This is a genomic window from Planctomycetota bacterium, assembly GCA_038746835.1.
Lineage (GTDB): Bacteria > Planctomycetota > Phycisphaerae > Tepidisphaerales > Tepidisphaeraceae > JBCDKH01.
Genome location: JBCDKH010000248.1, coordinates 1 through 4,379, shown reverse-complemented (window position 1 = coordinate 4,379; position 4,379 = coordinate 1). Strand labels below are relative to the sequence as shown.

Annotated in this window: 4 protein-coding genes; 3 read left to right on the top strand and 1 reads right to left on the bottom strand. The window is 69.7% G+C overall.

Going from position 1 to position 4,379, the window contains the following annotated elements; all coding sequences use genetic code 11:
* Positions 1-101: 101 nt before the first annotated feature.
* Complete coding sequence (locus tag AAGI46_16020; GenBank protein MEM1013715.1) at positions 102-677, bottom strand: pyridoxamine 5'-phosphate oxidase family protein; 576 nt, start codon at positions 675-677, stop codon at positions 102-104.
* Positions 678-697: 20 nt separating this feature from the next.
* Here AAGI46_16020 and AAGI46_16015 point away from each other — a divergent pair, with 20 nt between their 5' ends.
* Genes AAGI46_16015 through AAGI46_16005 form a run of 3 tightly spaced genes read left to right on the top strand, consistent with a single transcriptional unit; the run spans position 698 to position 4,146 of the window.
* Positions 698-1,279 (top strand): hypothetical protein, encoded by a 582-nt coding sequence (locus AAGI46_16015; protein MEM1013714.1) that lies wholly within the window; start codon positions 698-700, stop codon positions 1,277-1,279.
* Between the two features lie 10 nt (positions 1,280-1,289).
* Positions 1,290-2,093, top strand: coding sequence for an HAD-IIA family hydrolase (locus AAGI46_16010; protein ID MEM1013713.1), 804 nt, complete (start codon positions 1,290-1,292; stop codon positions 2,091-2,093).
* Between the two features lie 28 nt (positions 2,094-2,121).
* A complete protein-coding gene (locus tag AAGI46_16005; protein ID MEM1013712.1) occupies positions 2,122-4,146 on the top strand; it encodes a hypothetical protein in 2,025 nt (674 codons plus the stop codon).
* Positions 4,147-4,379 lie beyond the last annotated feature (233 nt).

Sequence of the window (4,379 nt, the reverse complement as noted above, 5' to 3'; positions counted from 1 at the left end):
GGACCAGTCGCCGCAAAATTCCGCAGACCTGTTCCGGCATCGACGGCGTTGCTCGGCAAGTTGAACGCCGATGCGCGTTATGGGCCTGTTCTGGCTGGAAATCACGGTGCGACGTGAGTCGACTGCCAAACCCCACCGACATAACGAAAACGCCAGCGAACGTGGCCGGCGTGGTGCAGGAACAGCCAGTCGATCGTGTCGCACGCGCACGTCACCACGGCAAACGTCGATCGACCGTCCGCCGACGGCTCCGCCTCCTGCCAGGGCGTGCCGGGCGTCTGCTGAGCCTCATAACACGCACGACCCGAAGACGACGTCGCCTCCCAACGCGCATCCGCCAGCGGGCCAGACGTGTGGACCTCGGCCCGGCCGTGGAAGACGATCTGCAGCTTGGCCTTGCGGTCGTAGACGTGCCACGACACCTGCGGCTGCTGGCGAATCTCGGCCACCTTGCCCGCGTCGGCCCGCGTGTGGCAGCCGAGCCGTCGCGTGTCGCGATCGGCGATGCGGAGGACGACCGTCCGCAGCTTCGGCCCGCCGGTTGGGTCGACGGTGGCGAGCGTGGGCGCGTGGGACGGGCTGCGTCGGTCGTTGAGCCCTCGCACGAAGCACGACCAGGCGCTGTCCAGGGCGACGTCGGGATCGAGCCCGGCCTCGCGGGTCATCGGGGCGGCCATGGCCAACCGTACGATGCGGCGTGGCGGACTCTGCCCACAACGGTGCTCCGGCACGGACCCGCCCGATGCGGACCATTGCCCGTGGCAAGCGCAAACGCCGTGCGATCGCGACGCCAGCGATCGTCGTGCCGATCGTGTCGCCCAAGCGTGCCAGTGACGAGCTGCGGGTGTTGATGAAGCCGCACGACTGGACGCGGAACGCCGTCCGTCACCGCGTCGCCATCGATGCCGGCAAGGCCGAGATCGAGCAGCCGTGGCAGGCGGACGATGCCGGGCCGCTGGTCGACCGGGCGATCGAGGCGGCGGGGCGGTTGTCGCTGGGACTGACGAGCGTCGAACCCGAATCGGACGAACGACTTCGACTTGAGGCGGGGCCGTCGCAGCTGCGTCCCGAGGCGATCGAGACGCGGCTGCACGCGATCGCGTTGGCGTGTTCGTTTCGTCTGCCGAAGCTGTGGCTGCTCGCGGGCCGGCTGGCAGTGCACGATTGCCGGTTCTGGCGACTGGCACGCGGTGCGACGCCGCACTGGGTCGAGCACAAGAGCAAGCACCTGACGCGCGAGGACCGGGCGACGCTGCGCGACCTGCTCCAGTCCGGCTAGCCTGCCGGCGATGCCGCGCAAGCTGTCGGACTACGCGGGCGTGCTGCTCGATCTGGACGGCACACTCGTCAAACACGCCGCCGCAATGCCGGGTGCCGTCGAGTTGGTCCGGCACCTCAAGTCGCTCGGCGTGCCGACGTTGGTCGTCACCAACTCCACCAACGGCCCGTCCCGCGTCGGTGAACGACTCGAACACGCCGGCCTCGATGTCGACCCGCGGCTCATCCTGACAGCCGCCCAGGCCGCGATGGACGATCTGGTCGTCGAGTTCGGCAAACCACGCGTCTTCAACCTCGGCCAGGGCGACATGGACGACGTCATTCGCCAGCTCGGCACGCTCGTGGACGTCGACGGCGATCAGGCCTGCGACGCCGTCCTTGTCGGCACGCCACCCAACGCCCGGGCGACGCCGGATCGGCAGCGGCACGCGGTCAGGCTGCTGCGGCACGGTGCCAGACTCGTCGGCGTCTGTGCGGACCGGCTCTACCCGAGTCGGCACGGGCTGGAAATCGGCTGTGGGGCGTTCTGCCAGATGCTGGCCTTCGCCGCCGGGACGCGGGCGACGTTCAACGGCAAGCCGGAGAAGGCCTTCTTCCTCGACGCCTGTCGGCTGATCAATGCCGATCCGACCGAGTGCCTCATGATCGGCGACAACCTCGACGCCGACATCCTCGGAGCCAAGGCCGTCGGCATGCGGGCCGGCCTTGTGCTGGGCGGCGTCTCGACGCGGGCCGATGCCCAGCAGCAGCCGCGCGAGCTGCGGCCCGCCTTCGTCGCCGACGACCTGCGGGCGGTGCTGGACGTCTTCGGCTGAAACGACCGGCACGCGATACCCTCGTGCCATGGGAATCGGACGACGCAACGCAGGGATGCTCGCGGCAGTGCTGGCGTTCGCCGGTTACGCCTTCGCCCAGGACGATGCCTCGCCCTGGCCACCGGTCGAGGAGCAGCAGACCGCCCAGGCGATCGCCATCGAGACCGGCCTTGCGACGCTGCTGCAGGAGCGCCAGCGTGCCACCTCACCCGAGTCCGAGCTGCTCGACCTCCGCATCGACTTGCGGATCCTCCAGCGCGACCTGCTTCGCATCGCCGCCGACGCCGGGCCTGACTCCGTCGATGGGCGACTCGCGATGCTGCGGCTGCCGGACCTGGCGATCCTCATTTCCGCCATCGACACGATCGAGTCGCTGCCCGACACCCGGCCGGCACGCGAGGCCCGGGCTGCGCTGCGGGCCAAGTCGTTCCGTTCGCACCGCAACGCCGCCGATCTCCTGGACGACGTCGGGCCGCTGGTGCTGGCCGCAGTGGGTCATCCGGCGGCGGGGCGATCGCTGCCGTCGATGCGACCGGCCGTCAGCACCACGCCCTCCCAGGCGGAGCCGGACGTCGAGCCAGTACCCGAGCTCACAGCCGACGACCTCGCTGCCCGCACGCGTTCGCTTTCCGTCACGATCGAGCTGCGTGCCGTGCTGGCTGAGCTTGTCGACCAGGCTCGCGACGACGAGGCCGCCCTGGACTTCGCACGCCGGGCCGTGCCGATCGCCGTCGCCGCCGCGGGCAATCGGACCGGGCTCTCGCCGGATGAGCGTCGTCAGATCGAGTCGCGCCTCACCTCGGCGACGCTGCTCTTCCTCGACGAGCGCCTCCGCGACGCGGGCCAGCGTGCCCTGAGCGACCTCGACGCCTTCGCCGCCTCCGCCGAGGCTGCTGACGATCTGGGCGACACGACCGGCGAACTCGCTTCGCTCGTTTCGGCCGCCAGTCGCCAGCCCGAGTGGTCAGCCGAGCTGCTCACCGCCGTCGATGCGTACGAACGCGAAGTCCGCCGCCACGACCAGGCGATCCGCCGCAGCGTCGACCTCGAACCAACCTGGCAGCGCGGCGTCGCGACGCTGGACGAGCTCTTCGCCCGCCAACGCGACAAGATCACCCTGGCCGCGAGTCGTTTCGGTCGACCGGGCGGCTCTGCGCTGTTCGACTCCAAGCCCGGCGACTTCACCCGCTGGGTCATCGATCTTCAGCAAACCAACGACGTTCTCGTCGATGCCGTCGACGCAGGCCTCGGCTACGCACGGGCCGAACAGACGCTCGCGATTCGTCCGACCGGCGGGCTCGAACGCGTGCTGGTCCGCAGGCTCGTCGTCGCCGGTGCGGTGGCCGACTCCGATCAGCGGGCCGACGCACGCGACACCCTCGCCGCCGCCGCGATCCTCGTGCGATCGCTCGACGAGCTGCCACGGCTGAGCCAGCGGCTCGCGACCGTCCAGGGCCTCGACGATCTTCAGCTCGATCGCCTGCCGAGCCGGTTCAACGACGCCCTGACCAATCTCTGCAACGCGATCGCCAGCGACTCGCTCCCGGGCGACCAGCTCCGCACCACCGCCGACGATCTCGCCGCCTACCCGCGACTGGTCGACGCGGCCGAGGGCGCATCGCAGGTCTTCGTTGCCGCCGATCAGGCCGACGTGTTACTGCCCTGGGCCGACTGGGCGGTGACGACCGAGGCGATGCGTGCCTTTTTCGAGCCGATGCGCGTCACCTTCGCCGCCGCGGTGGCCGTCCCGGGGAGTGAGACGTGGCAGGCGTTCGTCGACGAGCGCACCCGGCTCGATCCGCTGGCTTCGCTCCTCGCCGAGGCGACGTCTCGGGTCACCCAAGTCGCAACCTTCCCCACCGACACCTTCCTCACCGCCGCCGCCCGTCTTGAGGCCGGGCCCGCGCCAGCGCCGTTCGAGCCCATCGCGTTCGTCTCAATCGCGCTGCCACTCTGGGTCGACATCCGCGACGACCCGATCGCCGACCGCGAGTTGGCGGATGTGATCCTGCAACGCCTGCGGACGGGTGAGCTGTTGCCAACCGACGAGTGATTGCGGGACGATCACTGCAATGTGAAAGCGCTCGCATGGAGGCGGAGACGTCGAACTCGTCGACTGCACGCGACTTGCGATGTGGTGATCTCCTCGCATTCGAAGGCTTCCGCTCGACACACGTTCGTTTGGAACGGATCAACTTTGGGTGCTGCGTCCCGTGGCCCCCCCTGGCCACCTCGGGGGGGAATGAGAGCACCACGGTTTGACCGCGGGGGGCCGCAGCGCACGGG

Bases quoted from the DNA above. Each gene is read 5' to 3' on its own strand.
- AAGI46_16005 (MEM1013712.1), top strand. From the start codon at position 2,122: ATGGGAATCGGACGACGCAACGCAGGGATGCTCGCGGCAGTGCTGGCG.
- AAGI46_16020 (MEM1013715.1), bottom strand. From the start codon at position 677: ATGGCCGCCCCGATGACCCGCGAGGCCGGGCTCGATCCCGACGTCGCC.
- AAGI46_16010 (MEM1013713.1), top strand. From the start codon at position 1,290: ATGCCGCGCAAGCTGTCGGACTACGCGGGCGTGCTGCTCGATCTGGAC.